The sequence below is a fragment of the Rickettsiales bacterium genome (assembly GCA_025210695.1).
In the GTDB taxonomy this organism is placed as follows: Bacteria; Pseudomonadota; Alphaproteobacteria; order Rickettsiales; family CANDYO01; genus CANDYO01.
In genome coordinates, this window is record JAOARE010000045.1 from 1 (window position 1) to 21,679 (window position 21,679).

Genomic DNA, 21,679 nt, shown 5'->3' on the forward strand with positions numbered 1-21,679 from the left:
TATTCCATGCCAATAACCATGATCAAAATAGGTTTGCATACATTCATTTTGTGGATTAGATGGCCATATAATGCTGTCATAAGTACCCTTACAGGTCAGGTAATCATCAAAAAAAATATTAGAATATTTTACATTATTTAACCGCGTAGCGAAAATCATGGGGGCTTGCCCCCGTGATGGATAGCTGTATAATTGGTTGAGGTAACCGATGTAGCTAGAAGTTATGGAATTACAGAGAAATAGCCATCATGTATTTTGTATAATGTATCATTTTGTATGGATACCAAAATATAGAAAGAAAGTTTTTGAAGAGCCGTATAGAAGTACTCTAAAAGAAATAATAAAAAAGATAGGTTATGATTATAACATAGAGGTAGTTGAATTAGAAGCACCTGCCGATCATATTCATATGGTAGTACGGTCATTACCTAGAGTAGCCCCATGTTATATAATGCAGATAATAAAAAGTGTTTCAGCTAGAATGTTTTTCAAGTTTCATCCAGATATCAAAAAGAAATTTTTCTGGGGAGGTAAACTATGGACTTCAAGCTATTTTGTAGAAACAATAGGTAATGCCAATGAAGAAGTAATTCGTGCGTATGTTCAAAACCAGCTAAAGGAAATGGACAAGGAAGAGAAGAGGGCCAAGCAGTTAGGCTTGTTCTAAAACTCGGTCCCTTGGGGCCGAGTAGTTTAAAATAGGCAATGGCAACAAAAGTAACTTTATAGAGTTGGCGCTTGAAATTGAAGGAGAATGCGGTTCAATAGAATATTTATGCACCGATAAGAATCCTTCGTATGGTTATTATAAATTAGCAAACAAGCGTATCTCCAGTAAGTCAGAGACGTGCCTTGTAGAAAGTTTTAATTCATCGATGCGTGATATGTTGGCGCGCCTAAATCGCAGAACAAAAAGATTTAGTAAATGCATTGAGATGCTCAGATTAACTCTGGTTATGTTTTTTAATAAGCAGATTTCATATGAAGTCTATCTATAATAAACACTGCCTAAATTTTTGTTAATATTCAATTGACTTGTTATAATAATGTTATATAATGCGTCGTTCGAAATTTTTAATCACAATTTTTAAAGAGAATAAGTCAATGACATCAAGTTCTATTAATCTTTTAAAGTCTTATTACAACAGTTTTAGAGACAATCAAGAATATATTTTAAAAAAAGTTTTACCAACCTCTATAATATTCTTAATAATAATATTTGTTTATAGCGTAGTGAGAGGGGCTAAAGATACTCTTGTAGTTCCAATATCTGGGGCTGAAATTCTTAGCGCGCTAAAATTATTCGGGGTGCTTCCCTCGTCAGTAGTATTTGTTGTAATATATTCAAAGTTAACAAATATGATGAATAGTCAAAAACTATTCTATGCCTTAACTACATTTTTTATTACTTTTTTTGCATCTTACGCTTTCCTTCTATATCCGATAAGAGAAAGCCTAGACATTGATTTAAGCGATATAATTGCAGATTATCCATCACTAAAGTTGCCTTTATTAATGGTTTCTCACTGGAGCTCATCTTTGTTTTATATAATGGCTGAATTATGGGGAAGCGCGATGCTATCTTTAATGTTCTGGCAGTTTGCTAACCATATTTATAAAGTGAGCGAAGCCAAAAATACTTATACTATCTTTGGAGCTATAGGACAAATTGGTCTAATTGCTGCTGGAATTATTCAGAAATATACATCTATCTCAAATACTAGTCTGTCAAATCCTTTAGGAGCATGGGAGAGCACATTACAGTCAATGATGTTTTCTGTGTTTGTCGCAGGTCTTATCATGATGGCTATCTTCTGGTATATGAACAAATTTGTACTAACAGACCCAAGATTTTTTGATAAAAATGCCGAAGTAAACAAGAAAAAGAATAAGCCAAAAATGTCTTTAATTGAAAGTTTTAAATATATTTTTCAATCAAAATATATTGGCCTAATTGCTGTTTTAGTATTAACCTACGGTGTTAGTATCAACTTAGTTGAAGGAGTTTGGAAAAACCAGCTGAAAATTCAATTTCCTGTACAAAATGACTACAGCGCATTCATGGGTAGTTTCCAAATATGGACAGGTGTAGCATCAATGATAGGAATGATACTAGGTGTTTATATTTTAAGAACTTTTAAATGGCGTACCAGCGCTATTTTAACTCCTTTGATGATTCTAATAACTGGCGGATTGTTTTTCTTACTCATCCTTGCAGGAAGTATGTTTGAAGCAGCCCTAACCTTAATTGGAACTACATCTTTGATGATGGCAGTAATTATGGGAGCAACACAAAACATACTAAGTAAATCAACGAAATACTCTCTATTCGACCCCACTAAGGAAATGACTTACATTCCTCTTGACAGTGAACTGAAAAGCAAGGGTAAAGCAGTAGTTGATGTTACTGGAGCTAGACTTGGTAAGTCAGGCGGAGCAATGATCCAGTTTTTATTAATAACTCTAATTCCTGGAGCCAACCTAAGCAACCTAACCGAAGATATATTATATATTTTCTTGGTAATCATGGCTTGCTGGATTATGGCAGTCTTCGCTTTAAGTAAATTATTTGAAGAAAAAATGAAAGAAAAAAACGATTCTTAAATTAACTTCTGGATCCTTGCAATTCCCATTGCAAGGATCCACTAATTAACATTCTAAAAAGCTTTAACTTCCCTTATAAAAAAACTTAACAAAGAACTACCAGAAATAAAACATAACATATTATCGCCCACGTTAACTTAATGTTAATAATCATCTAATACTCTATAATTTAATGCCAATATTCATGGAGGTTATTATGGTAGATATGAGTATCAACATACTTATTGTTGATGATTATAAAACAATGTTAAGAATCATTCGCGGGCTACTTTCACAAATAGGATTTAACAATGTAGATGAAGCTGCTAATGGAGCTGAAGCAATCGTAAAATTAAAAGAAAAGAATTATAGCTTAATTATATCCGATTGGAATATGGAGCCAATGACTGGATTAGAATTGTTACAAAGCGTAAGGGAAGATAAAAAAACAAGAAATATTCCATTCATAATGGTTACTGCAGAGAGCAAAACAGAAAATGTTATTGCAGCTAAACAAGCAGGCGTAAGTAATTATATTGTAAAACCTTTTAACGCAGAAACTTTAAAAACTAAACTAGCTAGTGTTCTTGGAGCTTTCTAAAAATATGACAAATCACTGGACAGATATATTATCAACAGAGCTAAAAAAATTACAAGATGCTAATTCTGGAGTTATCGCGCAAAGTGAAGTTAACAAATTAACAAAAGAATTTCTTACTACCGTAGATTCTTATGTGTCTAGCGAACAACGCAAAATAATATATGGTCAAATAGATATAATTTCTCAACAAATAACTGGCCTCAAAAAAAATATCTCTATTATGGGGAATAATATTCTTCAAGATAATTTTATTCCAGAAATTGCCACAGAATTGCATTCTGTGATCGCCCAAACAGAAAAATCTGTAATAGGAATACTGGATATCTCTGATGAAATTGGAAAAATTAGCGCTAAAATATCTCCCCCAGGACTAAAAGAAGAATTATTATCTCACTCAATAAAGATTCTTGAATTATGTAATTTCCAAGACCTAACCGGACAAATTATTCAAAGAATAATAAAACGATTATCCATAATTGAATCAACAGTTAATAAAATTGCTATTGAGCTAGGCCCCAATTATAAACTATCTTCAAAACTTACAGCAGATTCATTACTCAACGGACCTCAGAAAGAAGAAGAGAGACCATCTCAAGATAAAATTGATAATTTATTTAGTAGTCTACCGGAATCTAAATTATAATGATTTCTTTTATCTAAAAAGAAAAAATTTTTGCTTTCATATTGAATAAAAAGATAATAAAATCACCTTTATTTACGAACCACTTAGCGAAGAAAGATTACAATCATAGATGATGTGTATTATCATATTGATAAGAGCTAAGAATTACTTACTTATTTACAATAATTTTCTAAATATGAACAATAACAACCAAAACGATATCTTTGAATTTTTCCCAGTCATTGATCTAGGGGGTATTATACTAAGGAAAATATCTATTGAAGAAGATTACATCAATTATTTTAATTATATAACTTCACCTAAGGTAACTAAATACTTATCTAATGATGACATACCAGAAAACATAGAAAAAGCTAGAATAGAACTAGAATATTGGGGGAAATTATTTGACTATCGTCATAGCTTCTATTGGGCTATTACAATAAAAACAACTAATAAAATAATTGGTACATGTGGGTTTAATTATTGGAACAAAACTCACAACCGCTCAGAAATCAGTTATGATCTAGACTACAATCATTGGGGCAAAGGAATTATGACTAACTCCATAAGAGCAATATCAAACTTTTGTTTAGATACTATGAAAGCTCAGAGAATACAAGCAACTGTAGCTATTGACAATATTCCTTCAATTAAAGTACTTGAAAAATCAGGCTATATCAAAGAAGGTATCTTAAGAAAATATGGAGTGTTGCAGCAAGAAGCAAAAGATTTTTACATGTATGCCCTTTGTTCTTAAAGTTTACTATTAACATCGTAATTTCTCTGCTATTATCACAATTGAAAATAATAAGTATAGTTTTTGAGGAGCTAATAAATAATGAAATTTTTCATCGATACCGCAGAAATAAATGAAATTAAAGAGCTTAATTCATATGGTCTACTTGATGGCGTTACCACCAATCCATCCTTAATTGCTAAATCTGGTCAAGATCTATTTACTTTAGCAGAAGAAATTTGTTCTATAGTAAAAGGACCTGTAAGTTTAGAGGTTACCGCCACAGAATATGAAAACATGATAAAAGAAGGATTGAGACTAAGCTCTATTGCTGAAAACATAGCTGTTAAATTACCCATGACCATGGATGGACTCAAAGCCTGCAGATTCTTTGCTGATAAAGATATTATGGTAAATTTAACTCTCTGTTTCTCTGCTTCTCAAGCTATATTAGCAGCAAAAGCGGGGGCTAAGTTTGTCTCTCCATTTATTGGACGTTTAGATGATATAGGTCACGATGGACTAGGGTTAATTGAAGAAATTTGCCAGATTTACTCCAACTACCCTAACCTCACTACAGAAATTTTAGTGGCATCCATTAGAAACCCCACTCATATTATAGAGTCTGCTAAAATGGGAGCCGACATCGCAACAATTCCATCAAAAGTTTTGTTACAACTCATTAAACATCCTTTAACTGATAAAGGATTAAGTCTCTTTTTAGCAGACTGGAAAAAAACAGGGCAAAAAATTATACCTTGAACTATTGTGTAAATTTAGTAAGCTAATCTTATAAATCTTTAATATTGGTAAAAATTATGTTTTTAAAACTCATAGGAATGCTCTCTTCAGACATGGCTATTGATCTCGGCACTGCTAACACTTTGGTTTATGTCAAAGATAAGGGAATTGCTCTGAATGAGCCTTCAGTAGTAGCTTTAATAAATGAAGGAGGAAATTTTCATCCATATGCATTTGGACATGAAGCAAAAATGATGTTAGGAAGAACTCCCGCAGAGATCGTAGCAACACGTCCTCTTAAAGATGGGGTTATTGCTGATTTTAAAGGCGCTGAAGAAATGATCAAACATTTCATTCATACAGTGCATAAACGTAGAAGTTTTACAGGACCGTTAATTATTGTATGCGTACCATCCGGTTCAACACCGGTAGAAAGGAGAGCCATTCAAGAAGCTGCTGAAAGCGCTGGAGCTAGAGAAGTATTTCTTATTGAAGAACCAATGGCCGCTGCTATTGGCGCAGGATTGCCAGTTACTGAGCCAACTGGATCTATGATCGTTGATATTGGTGGAGGGACCACAGAAGTAGGAGTTCTGTCTTTAGGTGGCATAGTATATGCAAGATCAGTTAGAGTTGGTGGAGACAAAATGGATGAGGCAATCATTTCTTATGTTCGTCGTCACCATAACTTGTTAATTGGAGAGTCTAGTGCTGAAAGAATCAAACAAGAGATTGGTTCTGCCTGTCATCCATCTAATAAGAAAGGTAAATCAATAGAGATAAAAGGCCGTGATTTAATAAATGGAGTACCTAAAGAAATAACTTTAACTGAATATCAGATTGCTGAAAGCCTAATTGAGCCTGTAAGTCAAATAATTGAAGCCATAAAAACAGCTTTAGAATGCACTCCTCCAGAGTTATCTTCTGATATAGTTGATAAAGGGATTGTAATGACCGGCGGCGGAGCATTATTAAATAATCTTGACCATGTAATTAGGGAAGCTACAAAACTGCCAGTATTTGTAGCAGAAGACCCTTTAACTTGTGTGGTAAAAGGAACCGGAAGGGCGCTAGAAGAGCGCAGCAAATTAAAACATGTATTATTCAAGCAAGACTAACTAGATAATTCTTGCTTGAGAAGTAATAACTTAGAAAAAGTTAATGTACTAAAACACACCTCCTAGTATATAACCTTAAATTATCAACTGGAGGACCTTTTCCATATAACATTGCATCTGTATTAAAGAATACATTAACTAATAAAGGAGCGTATTCATGGTTTGATGTTGCATAGGTTACCCCAACAATAGATAATCAAACTGTATAATCTATAACTTCATGATTACAATAAGAAAACTCATGTCCATCATGGTGAGCACTTCTTATACTAAGTTGCTATCTAAATATTAGTATATTATACTTTAGGGGCGCATAATATCTAAAGCATAATAATTAAAGATGAATAAAAAATCGTTTTGTAAAGAATGTGATAACAAAAGGTTGGAAGATCTATTATCAGAAACAAAAGATTTAGCAAAAGCAAAGTATATTCAGGCAGTTTATTTAAAATCTTGTTACGCCCTAAAAGCAGAAGATATTGCTAAAATAGTTGGATTAAGTAAAGGTTATATATGGTATATTCATGCTAAATACAGACAAATGGGTGAAGCAGCTTTTGATTTAGGAAATAGAGGAGGAAGATATCATAATAATCTAACCTTACAATAAGAGAAATCAATTATCTCTGACATTACAGAAGCTGGAGATTCAGGAATGATTCTTGGAGTTAGCAGTATAAAGAGTCGTTATGAAGCTTTAGCTGGTAAATCTGTAAATAAGACGTTATCTATAGAATGCTAAAAAGACGTGGATGGCGCAAAATTGTACCAAGACCTAATCATCCCAAAAATAACAAAAAGCGATGGATAGTTTTAAAAAACTTCCCACAAATGGTTCAAAACAGCTTAATTGAAGCCAAAGAAAAAGGTTTGTGCTTGAAAGTAATGTTTCAAGATGAGGCAAGATTCGGTCGTATAAATGATCCAAAGAGGTGCTGGTGTCGAGCTAAGTTCAGGGCGAAGATTGGAAAACAAATAGTCCGAGAATATGTTTATGCATATGGAGATTTTTGTCCAAGTGATGGAGCAGCAGATTTTTTAATACTTCCATATATAGATGCAAAAAATATGAATGTTTTTCTTTCCGAGCTTTCTGTTCGTTATCCAAATGAATTGATTCTACTAATATGTGATAAAGCTCCATGTCATAGCTCAGGTGTGTTGGAGGTTCCAAATAACATAAAACTCTTACATTTGTCAGCTTATTGCCCTCAACTTAACCCATCAGAAAATATGTGGGAAGAAATGAGAGAGAAGTTTTTACCAATCTTGTGTTCAACTCAATTAATGCTGTAGTGGATAGATTAGTAGAAGCTATGAATTTTTACGAAAGTAGGACGGACATCATAAAATCAATAACAGGATTCAATTGGGTAGCTCCTCATATTTAGATAGCAACTTAGTATAACAGTTCTTTAGGATCAACATTTTCTACAGAGTGTGTAGTATTCTTCTGAATATGGATGAGATCTCCAGTTTTTATTCTAGTAGTTTCTAGATCTATTGTGATCACCCCAGAGCCACTCAAAACAATAATAAGTTCTTCATTGTTGTTTGTATTATTAAACAACACCTCTTCTGCAGAATTTTTAATGTATTTTAGTTTCCAGTTAGCTTCTTGGTTTTCAGAAATAAAAGGAAGCAAGGGATAAAAATAGAATCTTTCATCAAGAAGAATGTTATCTTGATCTAGATCTTTGATAAACATTATAGGTCTCCTGTTTAGTTGCAGTATTTGTATTTATACTTTTTCTAGATGTTTTAATGAATACGTATAAACTACTTATTCATATTAATGGATAGAGGTTAATTCAATAAGGGAACTTCCAGAATATATTTGCAATATTAGAGTTGGTCTCTGCGGGAGCAGGTTTGCTATCTTCGCTTACCAAAAATATAATAGGGGTATATATTTATACAAGTAAAGCATAAGCTAGGGGGATAATGATTTAACTGACGAACAGAAAGTTTTATTATCGGAAGGAATTTTAAGAGCTGCTGCATATTTTGGAAATTAATAAAGATGAAATTGAATCTTTACCTACTGTTGTGACTAATAAATTATTCTGTGTTCTAAAAAATAAATATATAGGATATAAAAAATATATATGAGCTGGAGTTCTAGAATTAGACGATGATTTTGCGTAGGAACTGCTAATAATCTTGTTTACATCACAAAATTATTAGCTTAAAGCTTAACTAAAATTTAGCTCGTTTTGTTCTACTCCTATTAAAATTAATTCTAATTCATTATCAATATAGGCAATAGTAGATTCTATATTTAAAACTTCTTCAGTTCTATATTTGAATTCTTCTATATTACAGTTGTTGAATATTATTTGGTCTTCTGGAGGAGAGTAGTCTTTTATAATTATTTGGCCTGTAAACATATTACCATCAATAATGAAAGTATCACTGCCACTCCCTCCTTTATAAGCTCCAGGTTCTTTTATGTGTATAGTATCATCGTCAGAAATAAGCCCTAATTTATACAGCATAAGTTCAAATGGACTAAATTCTGTGATAGTTTTATAATCATGAAAAATCGTATATTTTTTTAAATATTGATATAATTCGCTATTTTTTTTGTTTCCACTATCTAGTGGAATAACTCCTAATCTGTAAAGAGAGGATTCTATCATATTAAATTGGTCGATACTTTTATCAAAGTTAAGAACGCCATATTGTTTAAGTAATTCATAGATTTTATTACTATCTTTATTTATACATTGTTCTTCGTTGGTGTTTTCGTCTTTCACTAGATCAATAGGTTTTAGATTTTCTAGGTTATAAGGTATAAGAATTTGGCTGGCACCTAATAACAATAATTTATAAGTTATAGGAGTCTTAGTATTATAAAAACTGGCTATAAAAATAATGATTTTGGTAATAACATAAGGAATAATTTGTATATTTGAGTTATCATAAAAGGCCATTGTTAAGTCAGGATCTGCTTCATTGTTAATCAAAATCTCTAAAGTTTCATTTGAAGTGTGCTTGCTTAAGGCCGCTGAGTGTAAAGGAGTTGTCCCCTTATTTTTTACAAATGCAGTAAACAGTTCTTCATAGACTGAGTTAAGAAAAAGAGAGTCACTTAATATTCTAAGTATATTGTCCGAGCTTAGACATAATAATATAGATTTTAGGGTGAAATCTGCAAAAGGATAAATTGGCCAAGATGTGTCTCGATTATTTATCTGGGCTTGATGCTCAACAAGGAATATTACCAACTCCAAATTATTATTATCGACTGCCAAATGTAATATAGATTCGCCATTAGCATTCAAATTATTTATAAAGGTTCCGTTTCTTTCAACTAAAAAATTTACGAGTTTTGTGTGGTTGTTTCTAGAAGCGAAGTGTAGTGCATTGTCTCTGTTGTATCTCTCATATGATTCACTACTTTTGTTTAAATAACTCTCTTCTCGTCCAAAGGGATTTAATCTTAGCAGAAAAGAATGAAAATAAATATTCTCAGGAAATCTTATATTATTTTGTTTTAAGAAATAATAAGTAGGCCATAGTACCACAGCAGGATATAAGTTATTATTTACTACCCATCCTGTGAAGTATCCATATAAGTATCCTAACTTGCTTATTAAAAAGATACCGTCAAAAATGGATCTCATAAAATTGAAACTTTCTTCATTAGAGGAAATATCTTTTTTTAGCAGAATCTCAACAATTTCCATATTATTAAGTTCACTTGCATAATGAATAGGAAGTTTGCCATTAATATCCTTTGTTCTAATTAGATCATTGACTAACGCTGAGTCACAACATAATAGTTTATAAGCTTTACTGGTATCATTTGCTATGATTGCATGATGAAGTGAAGTTCGTCCCATAGAATCCTGAGGCTTCAAACTACCTATGTTCTCTTCTTCAAAAAGAAATAACTGGAAAAGTAAAGCTTCTCCATCTATTGCATTAACTGCGTTTTCACTAGTAAAAATAAATCGTTGATATAAATTATAATACATCAATGTCATACTTAAAGATAATAAAGTACGAGTTGTGCGATCGTCGATAATTATAGGTGGAATGATTAATAAAGCAGTGCATATGTATTGATTATGGAACCACTGATTATCGAATGATTCACTATATTTCCTTCCAGGAGAACTAATAGAATCGGGTTCCTTTGTTATCTTATCTTCGAAAGCCATATTAAAATTATATTTGATGCTTTTCATTCTATGAATTGCTGGATGGGTATAATTTCTAAAGTTAGCATGTGGATCTAATTCGTAATTAAATAAATTCGCTACGGTCTGATATCCGTGAGAAAGTCGCAATTCATATAGGAAAAAGGCGAATAATCTATCTATTATATCTTTTTGAAGGTTGTATTTATAATCGCGTAGCCTGCATGTTACTAGACCTTGATTGAATAAAGTATAGATAATTTCATAATTACCTTCTTTAATAGCGGATTCAAAAGAAGTAATATTTCCAGATAATATAAGCTTTTCCATCTCACGTAACTTACCAGTAAGTTCTTCTATACTTAATTTATCTTCTGGTACAATTATAGATATAAAATTCCAGCAGTTTATATTACCTCCAGTGTTATTAAGTTGAGTTTGGACATCTTGAAGAAAATTTTCTAAGGATCCCTCACAGATTAAACGCTCCATGGAGCCTCCGGTAAATTCAAGTAGATAACGAATATGTGCGTCCCTTCCTTCGAGATCATCAAAATCGCTTGTAGATATTTTTTTTAACTCTTCAAATGAGACATTTTTAGGAAAATCGAGTACAGAGTTATATATAATTTTGATGCTATTAAATTTGTTTTGTTCGTCCAGTGCAGCATCCATTTTTTTGTCAGCACCAGTAGATTTTCCTGTTGTATTATCATATACTATACCAGTGTAGTCTACGAAAGAACCAGAAGCTTGGCCGATCACAATAGCAATGAATCCCATTTGTTTTGTAATATTTTCAACAAATTTTTTAATATCCTTAGTATAATATAGTACATGCGATGCAATAAGTAATGTTGGGTTTTTTGATAATTTATCTATCCCACCACCAAAAATATTACCTAGAACTATGTTATTATTTTTAATGCCTAAGGAGAAGAGGCGGTTGGTTGTGTTTTGAACAAATTGTATAGATCTATCTATCCCTTCATATTTGATTTCTTTTACACTGATATTTGAATTATTTGTATAATTTTGCATTAGTACTGCTATCTTACCAGATAGATGACCATCACCTACTCCCCAGTCTTGAACTGTAATAGTTAAATTATGTATTAATGGTGGTAAGTAACCACCAAGGAATTCTTTGGTTATTTTAAATGTTTGATTTTTTTCATCAGTATTGTCCCTAAAGGCCGTGAATGTTTTTTCACGTCTTTGGGAAGTATGATCGTATTTTTTACAGGGGGGTTCACTATTCATAATTTTCTCCGTTATTAAAATAGTAATCATATAGATCACCAACAGTATTTATTATAAAGTCATATGCAGGGGCCCTTAGCTCTTGGGTGGTTAAAAGTAATAATGTGGTTATATCATGAACAACAACCATAGATCTTATAGTGGTAAACGTTCCGTCTATACTTAATAGAATTTCCGTCTCTGTATTAAAGTCAAAGCGCAAGCTAGATATTGTTAGGTATCCAGCGTATATGGATGTTATATATGGTATTATTGTTTCTTGACCAGATAAATCATCAATGGATTCTTGATTATGCAAGTAGTAACAATTTAGACCTCCTAAGCCTGCAGGAAGAAGAGGCGTTGTATAGGACAGTCCTAGGGCTGTTTGCATGGAGATATCAAACCAACATTTCTCAACAAAATCTTGAGAGTTTTTTATGTATCTATCTTCACTATTTAAAAGTTCTGATTGTTTTTGCTCTGCTAAGAAATTATAGGTAAGTAATCTCATTGTATAAGGAACTGTGGCTGGTAGGCAAGTTTGCCATTGAGTTTGTCCTGTAATTGAAAATAGACCTGTTTGACAAGTTACGTAATGAGTTGTTATCCAAAATAAATCATTATTTATAACATCTGGTAATTCAATTAAAGGAATTTGTAGCATATTCTTCCAAAAGTATTTTATTATTGGAGCTTCTTCGATAAGGTTTTTAAATGTCAAAGATAGTAAGAATAAGTTGCCATTATAAATAGGAGTTGATTGGTGGTGCTCATGTTTTGTTTCGGGTTTTGTTTTCTTTGAAAATTGAGAGAGTTCTTTATCTGTTGAATAAATAGGAGGTGGATTATCATAAGTTATATGATGCAACATGAATACGTCTGAATCTGTGTCTGGGTTTCTTTTGTAGTTTGAAGAATAAGACGATAATGTTTCTATACCTCTACCAGAAGCAGTTTTGTATTTTTTTAAAGGATTAGAAGAATCGCTATCTGAGTTTGTTATAGCTTCATTGTTGTGATTTATTTTGTGTTTTTTAGAAGAATGGTCAGAGTAATCTTCTAGATCAGAGGCTTCTCTGCAAATCTTGGGAGAATCGGTAAGTGGGGATTCAGAATCTGTAATTGGTGAAAAGTCATTACTATTAATGAGATTTATTATAATTTGTGGAGAAGTGTTTACTAAGGAAAGAATCCTATATCCACTTTCAATTTCAAGCTTATCTATTGTTATTTCCGATTTTCTATATTGAATTCCACCATAAATTTTTTGTATTAGATCTCTTATATCATTAGGATGATAAGTGAATTTTATTGTTGCGAGATCAGCACCTTGCAAGCGTATTTTATATATTTCATGTTCTCCAAAGAAATTTCTTCTTTCTAATAAAAGAATTTTATCAGTTATACTATCTAGCATCGTCACTTCCCACATATCAACAGTTAATCTTCTGTAAGTGACAATACTTTGTATTTCTTGTATGTCGCATGCGGATATTCTAATAGCAGAGCCAGTATTATGAAATATAGGAGTGTTTTTTGTATATTGTTGGGCCAATAGGTTATCACTTTGCTCTATGGCAACTCTTGCAATTGTTTCTAAATATTGTAAATTCTCTTCTCCATAAAATATGTAGCTTTCAGTGCAAAATATTGTAAATTTAGGCTCTGATGATGATTTACTAATTGTGAAAGTAAAGCCAAGTATGGTAATACAATTTAGTATAAAATTACTAATTTCTTGAGAGATTATTCTGTCTCTTAATACAAAGTGATAAACTTCAGTCATCATATGAGGGGTATGGCTAGATAATTTAACCAGTCGCTCAAAGTTATTGTTGAGCCACTCTAACTTCTGGTTATCAATATTGTGAATAATTCTTGTTAGATATTTTTTAGCTGATTCATGCAGGTGGAGTTTTAATTCTTCTTCTAATATTTTAGCGCCTATTATATTTAACAAGTTTTCTATTTGGTCGCTCCATTCATCATTTTCTAGTTCTCCTCTTAATCTTATCGTTATAGCCTTTATAGTAATTTGATGTATTTGTTGTGAAGGTGCCATTAGGTATCTTGCTGCTTGATTTAAAGGTAGAAGGTTTATTATTTTGGTAATAATATAAGATGACTCTTGGCTAAGTTCAGAATGTTCAGCTAAATAAATTAGTTCTCTTAATATCATTTTGTTAGCTTTATAATTTCTCTCTTTTACTATTCTAACTAAGGAATACATAGTTACCTTGCTTAGACTATTTTTATAACAACTAATGCAAGGAACTATATCTTCTATGTCTGGAGTTTGATCAATAGGATTAGCAGAGATTTCTATTAAGGGTTGGCTAATGGGATTTGGTTTTTTGGTGCTAGATTCTGGAGATTGTTGCAAATCTAAGATTGTAGATAATTTAAAGGTTTGATAGTGAGAATATGTTTGATGCCTTACCAAACTGGACATAGATAATTGGAGATGACTTTGAACAGGATTCACAAAAGCTATCAATTTATCCAAGATAATGATGATTGAACGATGGTTGTGGTCAATGGCTGAAACTGCAATATTTCCGATTGCCAGAATTATATTATAGGTTAATGATGAATGATCTTTTTCTAATAAGGATAATAATTTGTCTAATACTAAGGTTGATATTTCTTGTGGTATTTTTACTTTTTGTGAAATCTTAGCAATTGCAAATACTGAGCTATAAAGAGTTCTATAATTATCTGAAGTTAAGAGAGGTGTTAATATACCTAAGCCATCATTTGTGAGTTTTTCATTGTTACTAGAGATTTGAGCTATTGCATAAATGATCCCTGAATTTTCTTTTTCAGAAGCATTGGAAAGTAAAGTTTTTAGATTACTTAATATAATACTTTTTAATTCAATAGCACTACTAGATAAAATATCATTTAATTTTTTTGCTGCGGGAAACCTGGTATCAGGATCATAATGTCTTAGGAGATTAGATAATGACTCTAGTGATAAATCTATAAAATTTATTTGAGAAGTGTGTTGACAGTCATAGCTACTGGAAGATATTGTTTCAAGAGGGTTAAGAGGCATTCTATGATATAGGGTATAATCTGGCTTGTCATTTGTTAATACGGTCTTTGGTTGCTCTAATTCAGAAATAATTGTGGCTGCTACATAGGAAGCAGTAGGCTTCTTAGGATGTTTTGAAAGTGGCTCAATAATCTCTTTGATAAATGAAGATGTGGAGCTTTCTAGCATATTATCTAAAACTATCTGTTGAATAGTTTGCATTAGTCTATAATTGATAAATTCTCTTTCATCATTAAAGGGTTCATTGTCTTCTATAAGTAAAGATATTTTCTTTATTATAATTTTTATAAAATTATCGGGATCACAAACAACAGAAGGTAATTTTCCTATAGCTTCCATTGCTAAGCAACAATCAATATAATTGGAGGTTCTTATGTTAAACATAAGTAATTCAAAGGTTGTCTTTGCTAGATTATTATAGCTATCAGTTAGTCTGCTTATTATCTCTATAGCAATATTGTCACTAAGCTTATTTCTAATAAGGGAAATTGAGAAGTTTATAATATTCTGATCATTTGCAGTTTGTATAATTGTTTTAATTAAAATAATTGCTGAATTTTTTAAATTTTTGTTGCCAACTAGTGCGGTGGATTCAGTTAGTAACTCTTTTGTTTCATCAGGTTCTAAATAATATTCTCCGTTAACTTTAATAAGATTTGTAATTGTTTTGATGACTAATTCAATTGTTTGCCAATCTGAGAGACTATCAGATAAATAGGGCTTTAGGGTATAAAATACCATTTTATTATTATAGAGTTGGTAATGGGCAAATTTAGCTACCAAATTATATAAGATGTCTATAAAATTTTTTTTAATTGTTAAGAGTGGAGGTTGAAATATAAAACAGGAGTTGATTATTGGTGGGGAGTTATCTAACTCGCTTTTTTCACTTTCTTCCCATTCTATCAAATGTTGGCTTTGTTGGGGGGTAACGGTTCTGATTGTTGTTAAGATATATTCCAGCATGGAGCTGGATAAATATCCTGTATTTTTAATTTTATCTCCCCATCTTAGAAAACTTTCGTCATCTTTCATTACGGCTTTATCGATAAAGTTCTCTATTGCTTCTTTATGAGTAATAAAATATTTTGTGTTTTTATCGAGTCCCGCCTGTTTTAGCAGATGCATTAGTAAAGTTGCTTTATATTCTGTACCCAATTCGAGAAAGCCATCTACATTACATACGATAGCGTCCCAGAATTTTATTGCTACTAATGAGTCCTGCGCTTGAATTAAACCTACCATAAACTTTAGAGTCATTAAGTATTTTGGTTCATTCCTATGATGAGCAATGAAATTTGCAGTGCTTCTTGAAATCTTATCATTATCACTTGCCAATTTATCTAGCAATAATTTAGCTACAAGGAATTGTTGAAGATTTGGATGAATGAATAAATATATTTGATCAATCAAGGAGTGACTTGCAGCATGGTATTCTGTCTTTAGTAATCCAAAGTTATATATTTCTCGTATAGTTACAGATTGTGTTGCATGGGTATGTTTATCAACAAAACGTCCACTTATTACTAACTTATCAGTTTCCAGGCTTTCATAGGCTATTTGTTGTAAGATATTAAATTCATTTAAACTTAATACTCGATCAAGAGAAATATCTTCGCTAGTTATTGATAATTTCTTATTTCTAATGATATATCTTTTTCCTAGCCAGAGGATAAATTCCTGATATAACGTAATGATATTAAAATTTGCTTTAAATCTCGCGAGATCGCTATATTCAGATGTCACTAGGCATAATATTGTGAGAGCTAGAGGAGAAGTAGTTAACTCTCTTATGTGAATATTATCTCGAATTAGCTGGATGAGTTCATCTCTCGCTTGGTAATAGTACTCCCTAATGATTACTCTGATACTTTCTTCATCTTCTAGAGATTCGATATTCTTGTATAGGTTAATCTTTTTCAATTGGAGATGTATTTGATGATTTCTTTTATCTTTTTTACTGGCAAGGTAACTTAATAGTGTTTGGTCGTTATTTCTTTGAAAGTGTTTTATAATTACTTTATCTATATTCTGTTGTTGATTAGCAAAGAATCTATTTACATATTCTATCGTTCCTTTGCCATTGAATCCTACGCTCTCAATTTTTCTATCGAATTTCTCTTCGGTAATAGAATTTAAGGCATTTGGTTTGGTGGTTACTACCATATATTTAAATTGGAATAATTGGTTAATAAGACTTCTTAATCTTGTAGATTGAGATATTAAATGAGATATAGTACCGTAGTTATCAACAATTAATACAATTTTATCTTGATTCTTGTTGTCTAGAATATTAAATATTTCTGTTGTTTTTATTTGATCTTCTGGCGCTAATTGATCATCTACGCTCTGGATTTCCTGTCGGATTAAATAATCAACAAAGCACTTTAAAATATTATTTCTTATGTCTTCCTTAGAGTAATCTTCTGACCAATCGCCAAAGAATAATTGTAAATCTATCTTAAATAAGTAGGTGAATTTATTATCGAATAAGCCATGCTTTCCCCATTTATAAGTTATACTTTTGACGAAAGAGGTTTTGCCCATGCCTGACCCTGCTATTAGCAGTATTTTTTCTACTGTTTGATCTTGAGAGTCTGCTTTAAACATCTGAGCGGGGTCGATTGGTATACTTTTAGAGTTATCTTTTAGTTCTAGTTTAACATGATAATCATCTATTTTTTGAGCTGGGAGTGCGTCATCGTTAATGAGTTTAGGCAGGGTGTCTTGTAAACTATAAATTTTTTTGAGTCTAGTACTTAAAGAATTAGCCTTGGGAGTAGATGTCTCAACTAATTTTGCAGCTTGTATTCTTTGTAATGACGATTCGAGTATATCTAATTTGAATATTTCTGTATCAAACTCATAACCATTTAAATTTAGGTAACTAAGATCTAGTTGCAGTCTTGTTTCTTCGCTGGTCTCCCCTCTCAGAACAATTTGAATCTCTGGTTGCAAATTATACTTTTTACGTAAAAATAAGCTTAAGGTAATATGAGGTGTTTTAGGAAAGTTAATATATTCAAGTAAGTCAGCTTCAAAGATAAAACAGTAGTTTTTGCTTTCATTAGGTGGGGGAGCTGCAAACAGATCTCCTCCTCTAGAAGTTAGCAAGCTATATTGCTTTAATATAGTAGTGGATACAGTTTTTGCATTGAATTCATTATTTACTTGAAAGTTATTCAAGAATTTCTTTGCCGCTTTAGAAGCAAATAATCCTATTTTATGAATATCTTTAGTTTCATCCAAAACTGACTCAAAATTAATAGCTACTTCCTTAATACCATCAGATAGAAATAGTTTAAGCTGTCGATCCTCTATTGAGAATAGCTTTTTAATGTTTGTTATTTGAGCGTACTGATCTCTACTGTTCCATAAATCAAGTGCTAAGGCAGCAACGTTTAGTAGTGGAACTACTTTTATGGGTTCAAGCTTTTCTTTAAAGTTATTTGTAACTGAAGGAACATCAAAGCCATGATCCATTATTTTTTGTCGTTCTATATAAAAACAAACATATTTAATAAATGTATCATGAAAAATTTTTAATTTTTCTCTATAAGTTATTGGCAATTTTGAGCCTATTATTTAACTGGTTTTAATAAAAATTATTTGCATAAATATCAATTAGTTGACTTTTAAAATTAATTTTCAGTTTTTGCTTAATATTTTGTATATGTAACTCTACAGTTCTTGGTGATATTTCGAGCATGTTAGCTATTTCTTTACATGTTTTATTTTTTACAAGAATTTTAAGACATTCTGATTCTCGATAAGTTAGGTGAGCGATATTTCCACTTAAATCCTTTAGAGTTAAGCTTTTATCTAGATTTAGCAAAAACTGTTTGTAGTTATTGCTATCTATGTAGTCTGTACAAAATTTTTCTGGGTACAATGCTAGATTATCTTTATGTTGCTTTTCGATAAGATCTGCGGCTTGTGTTTTAAAAGAAGCAATAAATTTATGTAAAATAGGAATATTTTCCATGTAGAACGCAGATCTATCCCCCGCTTGTTTACTAAAAGTAAAGCTAAACATTTCACAATATTCTTCTCTTCGATAAGTAATCTGGAATCCATGCCAGAGGTCATGCGCATTTAAGAGCGATAATATTGGAGGAGAGTTTGATGAGGAACAATTCACAGGCCATAAGCTATAGCTAGGCTCTCCATAAGGAGTGTTCTGTAGGGCTTTTATAAAATGAGGATCAGATTTTTTAGCACGCTCATAAAAAGAATTTACAAACCCTTCATGTCCATCTAATAAGGACAGATATTTACAATCTTTATATGTTCTCATGTAGCCAAAGCTATTAATTCCAAAATATTCATGCAACGGCTTAGACAGTTCCTTCATACGAGGGATAGAGTGTAAAGTATATTCAAGAGCTGATTTGTTAATTTTTTCTAAATTACTCATAAATCCCCTGCACAATTTATGCTAGAAAATCTAGATTAGTCTTTATTCAACCTATAGGCAAGTAAAAGTTGATTATTTTATAAAATTTATTTACTCTGACGAGTGGCTAGTCGAAATTTTATTGAGGGAAAATATGAGAAAATATTTTAATAAAAAGTATATTCCAGCCATTATGGGTACAACTATTGAATATTATGATATAAGTTTATACGGCTACATGGCTCCGGTGCTTATACAAGTATTTCTTCCTAATTTTGATAAATTATCAGCTTATTTCTATTACTTTGCTTTTGAAATATTCGCTGCTTGTTGCCAAATAACAGGGGCGTATGTGTTTGGTAGAATGGGTGATAGTGAAGGAAGGAAGAAAGCAATGTATTATAGTATGCTTGGTACCTCATTTATCACATTTATGATAGCAATTATTCCAACTTATAATGATATAGGTATTTATGCAGCAATATTGTTTGCTTTATGTAGAGCAATGCAGAGTTTCTTTTTAGGAGGAGAGTATAATGGAGGGGCAATTTATTGTTTAGAGCATGAAAATAATACAAGGAAACATGGATTAATTAGTGGCATATATGGATTTGCAACAGTGTTTGGAGTGCTAGTTGCATCATTAACAGCAACCACTATATTATTTTTTGGTAAAGAGTATTTCCGTCTAGCTTATTGTCTAAGTTTATTATTTGCTGTGTTAACTTATTTTTTAAGAAGTAATATGGTAGAAACACCTGCATATGTTTCTATGATATATACTAAACAAAGTAAGTTAGCTCAAAACAATTATAAGGCTTCAATATTTATCGCAATTGCTCTAGCTGCGCTTTTGAGTGGTATATTATATGGTTTCCCAAGTCGTATTTTTAATGTGCTTCTTCCAATTTATACTGGTATTAGTACAGAAGAAATAATGATTATTAATTGTGCGATGATAGTAGTTTTTATGTTTCTTTTGCTGTTTGTAGGCTGGATATCTGATAGATATAAACCTGCTACAGCAATGAAGAGAGCTTCGCTGTTGGTGGCGTTTTTAATTATGCCCGCTATAGTGCTTGTTGAGATAAAAACGATTATAGCAATAGTAGTAGCTAAATTAATATTTGTAATTTTGTCTGCTGCTTTAGTTGGTCCTTTGCACGCTTGGACACAAAGTATATCAGAAGTTAATAATCGATATAAACAAGTGTCAACAGCTTATAGCACTGGTAAGTTAGGGGCAATATTGCTATTGCCAGTAACTATTTTATTGTTTGAGAAATATAACGATTTATACATACCATCAGCAATTATAGTTTTAATATCCCTAATATATTGGGTCTACCTAACATGGATTAACATTAAGTAAAGAGAAAATACTATATATAGTAAAACAAATATAAATTTAATTCGGGAGAAATATCATTATGTCATTAACTTACATAGAAAAACTCAAAATATTTCATGATAACTTTGTCAAATATACCTGGAATTACATAGAACGTCAGAAAGCTATGGAAAATGGACAAGAAGTTCCAGCAATGACCACTCCTTTTAAAGATAATTTAACTCCCCTTAAAGTCTTACCTATAGTAAAAGACACCGTTGAAGTAGTTTCGTGGTTAAATGACATATGGAATGGTCACTTACATCATATAACTTCGATTAATGTTAATAGATTATTTGCCCTTTCTGATAAAATGACGCAACAGATGTTGTCTAGGGCAATTCAAGAAGTAGCAATCCATATAGAAGATCATTTAAATACACTTAGAACTCCTCAGGAGATTGGTGCTTTTGCTACAACTGCCATGATAAAATTTATAAGTTATATAAGAAGCAATCACTACAATGATATCGAAACATTAACATCAAATGATATTATTTTTGCAATTTTACAACAGAAGCTTTTTAGCAATGATGTCTTTAAAGTGAAAATAATAGGACAAAGTGATAATTATTATTTTATATATGAAAAAGAAATAAGAAATGACATAAATGCAGGTAAAATTGATAGTGTTAAACAAGCTCTAGTCCCCGTTTCTATAGAGTTTGATTATAGTATGGAAGAAATAAGTATAATATCATCAATATCTGCCGATAATGCTGTCTCATTATGTGAATACATTAGAATGAATAATAAGATATCTCCTAATAAACAAATAGTCATAATTCAAGATTCAGTGCAAAAAGACCATATGTTTCCAAGGTATACAATTATAAGTCCTTCTGTAATTGATTCGGAAATAGATAGTCTTAGAATCGATGATCTTGAAGATATGGTCGCAAATAACCAAGATAACATAGGAAAACAAGAAGCAATGCTTCTTAGATATGGAATCATACTAGATGAACATGAAGAATTATTTCAACAAATGAAGCAACTCTATTTACAGTCGTTACAAGAGTATAGTATATCCTCTAA

Annotated in this window: 15 protein-coding genes; 11 read left to right on the plus strand and 4 right to left on the minus strand. The window is 31.5% G+C overall.

Going from position 1 to position 21,679, the window contains the following annotated elements:
- Window positions 1–223: 223 nt before the first annotated feature.
- The 9 genes from tnpA (at window position 224) to N4A31_07320 (ending at window position 7,700) form a co-directional block, all read left to right on the plus strand.
- A complete protein-coding gene (gene tnpA / locus N4A31_07280) occupies window positions 224–667 on the plus strand; it encodes an IS200/IS605 family transposase (protein MCT4636017.1) in 444 nt (147 codons plus the stop codon).
- Window positions 668–1,104: 437 nt separating this feature from the next.
- A complete protein-coding gene (locus N4A31_07285; GenBank protein MCT4636018.1) occupies window positions 1,105–2,604 on the plus strand; it encodes an NTP/NDP exchange transporter in 1,500 nt (499 codons plus the stop codon).
- Window positions 2,605–2,800: 196 nt separating this feature from the next.
- Window positions 2,801–3,184 (plus strand): response regulator, encoded by a 384-nt coding sequence (locus N4A31_07290; GenBank protein ID MCT4636019.1) that lies wholly within the window; start codon window positions 2,801–2,803, stop codon window positions 3,182–3,184.
- Between the two features lie 4 nt (window positions 3,185–3,188).
- The gene (locus N4A31_07295) at window positions 3,189–3,827 is read left to right on the plus strand and encodes a protein phosphatase CheZ (protein ID MCT4636020.1); all 639 of its coding nucleotides are present in this window, start codon (window positions 3,189–3,191) and stop codon (window positions 3,825–3,827) included.
- 175 nt (window positions 3,828–4,002) lie between these two features.
- Window positions 4,003–4,566 carry a GNAT family N-acetyltransferase gene (locus tag N4A31_07300; protein ID MCT4636021.1) on the plus strand — a complete coding sequence of 188 codons (564 nt, stop codon included), beginning with the start codon at window positions 4,003–4,005 and terminating at the stop codon, window positions 4,564–4,566.
- A gap of 81 nt (window positions 4,567–4,647) precedes the next feature.
- The gene (gene fsa / locus N4A31_07305; GenBank protein MCT4636022.1) at window positions 4,648–5,307 is read left to right on the plus strand and encodes a fructose-6-phosphate aldolase; all 660 of its coding nucleotides are present in this window, start codon (window positions 4,648–4,650) and stop codon (window positions 5,305–5,307) included.
- 56 nt (window positions 5,308–5,363) lie between these two features.
- Window positions 5,364–6,404 (plus strand): rod shape-determining protein, encoded by a 1,041-nt coding sequence (locus N4A31_07310; protein MCT4636023.1) that lies wholly within the window; start codon window positions 5,364–5,366, stop codon window positions 6,402–6,404.
- 340 nt (window positions 6,405–6,744) lie between these two features.
- Window positions 6,745–7,014 (plus strand): hypothetical protein, encoded by a 270-nt coding sequence (locus tag N4A31_07315; GenBank protein ID MCT4636024.1) that lies wholly within the window; start codon window positions 6,745–6,747, stop codon window positions 7,012–7,014.
- 125 nt (window positions 7,015–7,139) lie between these two features.
- Window positions 7,140–7,700 carry a transposase gene (locus N4A31_07320; protein ID MCT4636025.1) on the plus strand — a complete coding sequence of 187 codons (561 nt, stop codon included), beginning with the start codon at window positions 7,140–7,142 and terminating at the stop codon, window positions 7,698–7,700.
- 103 nt (window positions 7,701–7,803) lie between these two features.
- Here the strand turns inward: N4A31_07320 and N4A31_07325 are convergent, their stop codons facing one another.
- From N4A31_07325 to N4A31_07340, 4 genes are all read right to left on the minus strand, one after another.
- Window positions 7,804–8,112, minus strand: coding sequence for a cupin domain-containing protein (locus N4A31_07325; protein ID MCT4636026.1), 309 nt, complete (start codon window positions 8,110–8,112; stop codon window positions 7,804–7,806).
- 487 nt (window positions 8,113–8,599) lie between these two features.
- Window positions 8,600–11,815 carry an ankyrin repeat domain-containing protein gene (locus N4A31_07330; protein MCT4636027.1) on the minus strand — a complete coding sequence of 1,072 codons (3,216 nt, stop codon included), beginning with the start codon at window positions 11,813–11,815 and terminating at the stop codon, window positions 8,600–8,602.
- Entirely contained in the window at window positions 11,808–18,425 is a 6,618-nt protein-coding gene (locus N4A31_07335; GenBank protein MCT4636028.1) for an NACHT domain-containing protein, read from the minus strand. Before N4A31_07335 ends, N4A31_07330 begins: the two co-directional genes overlap by 8 nt.
- 25 nt (window positions 18,426–18,450) lie before the next feature.
- Window positions 18,451–19,272: a LuxR family transcriptional regulator gene (locus N4A31_07340; protein MCT4636029.1), complete on the minus strand. Its 822-nt coding sequence runs from the start codon at window positions 19,270–19,272 to the stop codon at window positions 18,451–18,453.
- Between the two features lie 133 nt (window positions 19,273–19,405).
- Between N4A31_07340 and N4A31_07345 the strand changes: the two genes are divergently transcribed.
- Together N4A31_07345 and N4A31_07350 are read left to right on the plus strand one after the other, a co-directional pair.
- Window positions 19,406–20,623: an MFS transporter gene (locus tag N4A31_07345; protein MCT4636030.1), complete on the plus strand. Its 1,218-nt coding sequence runs from the start codon at window positions 19,406–19,408 to the stop codon at window positions 20,621–20,623.
- Between the two features lie 58 nt (window positions 20,624–20,681).
- Window positions 20,682–21,679, plus strand: a 998-nt coding sequence (locus N4A31_07350) for a hypothetical protein (GenBank protein ID MCT4636031.1), incomplete at its 3' end; no start/stop codon positions are given.

What these genes read in the sequence shown, in the direction of transcription:
- tnpA (MCT4636017.1), top strand. Translation starts at nt 224, where the DNA reads ATGGAATTACAGAGAAATAGCCATCATGTATTTTGTATAATGTATCAT.
- N4A31_07285 (MCT4636018.1), top strand. Translation starts at nt 1,105, where the DNA reads ATGACATCAAGTTCTATTAATCTTTTAAAGTCTTATTACAACAGTTTT.
- N4A31_07290 (MCT4636019.1), top strand. Translation starts at nt 2,801, where the DNA reads ATGGTAGATATGAGTATCAACATACTTATTGTTGATGATTATAAAACA.
- N4A31_07295 (MCT4636020.1), top strand. Translation starts at nt 3,189, where the DNA reads ATGACAAATCACTGGACAGATATATTATCAACAGAGCTAAAAAAATTA.
- N4A31_07300 (MCT4636021.1), top strand. Translation starts at nt 4,003, where the DNA reads ATGAACAATAACAACCAAAACGATATCTTTGAATTTTTCCCAGTCATT.
- fsa (MCT4636022.1), top strand. Translation starts at nt 4,648, where the DNA reads ATGAAATTTTTCATCGATACCGCAGAAATAAATGAAATTAAAGAGCTT.
- N4A31_07310 (MCT4636023.1), top strand. Translation starts at nt 5,364, where the DNA reads ATGTTTTTAAAACTCATAGGAATGCTCTCTTCAGACATGGCTATTGAT.
- N4A31_07315 (MCT4636024.1), top strand. Translation starts at nt 6,745, where the DNA reads ATGAATAAAAAATCGTTTTGTAAAGAATGTGATAACAAAAGGTTGGAA.
- N4A31_07320 (MCT4636025.1), top strand. Translation starts at nt 7,140, where the DNA reads ATGCTAAAAAGACGTGGATGGCGCAAAATTGTACCAAGACCTAATCAT.
- N4A31_07325 (MCT4636026.1), bottom strand. Translation starts at nt 8,112, where the DNA reads ATGTTTATCAAAGATCTAGATCAAGATAACATTCTTCTTGATGAAAGA.
- N4A31_07330 (MCT4636027.1), bottom strand. Translation starts at nt 11,815, where the DNA reads ATGAATAGTGAACCCCCCTGTAAAAAATACGATCATACTTCCCAAAGA.
- N4A31_07340 (MCT4636029.1), bottom strand. Translation starts at nt 19,272, where the DNA reads ATGAGTAATTTAGAAAAAATTAACAAATCAGCTCTTGAATATACTTTA.
- N4A31_07345 (MCT4636030.1), top strand. Translation starts at nt 19,406, where the DNA reads ATGAGAAAATATTTTAATAAAAAGTATATTCCAGCCATTATGGGTACA.